Annotated in this window: 1 pseudogene; it reads right to left on the bottom strand. The window is 64.3% G+C overall.

The window, feature by feature from the left end:
* Positions 1-13: 13 nt before the first annotated feature.
* Positions 14-381, bottom strand: a pseudogene (locus RM423_RS25105) (hypothetical protein); the annotation flags it as partial.

Below are 381 nucleotides of genomic sequence, written 5' to 3' on the forward strand. Positions count from 1 at the left end.
TTGGCTGCTGGGTTTATTGGTAGGTGATGATGTCGGGTCGGGGGGTCAGGGCCATCACCTCGCCGGGGCTCATCAGGCGGGTGTCTTGGGTGTAGAACAGCTTGAACCCGGTATGAAACCGGGTGGGGAATGCGAGTTGGTGATAGACCGCGACCTTGCCGGCGGGGGTGCCTTCGCCGTCGGCGTGCAGGGTTTGCTCTACCCCGGGGTGGGTGGTGATCTGGTCGCGGTCGGGCAGCATCGGCGTAGTGAATTGGTGGATGATCAGCAGCTTGTCCGGTAGCCGGTGTGCGGTGATCAGCCCGGACAGGTAAGCCGCGACGGTGTTGATGCTGGCGGCTGAGGATGATCCGATCCGGCCGTTGCCCGGGGCTTGGCCGG

The organism is Jatrophihabitans lederbergiae (assembly GCF_031845305.1).
Lineage (GTDB): Bacteria > Actinomycetota > Actinomycetes > Mycobacteriales > Jatrophihabitantaceae > Jatrophihabitans_A > Jatrophihabitans_A lederbergiae.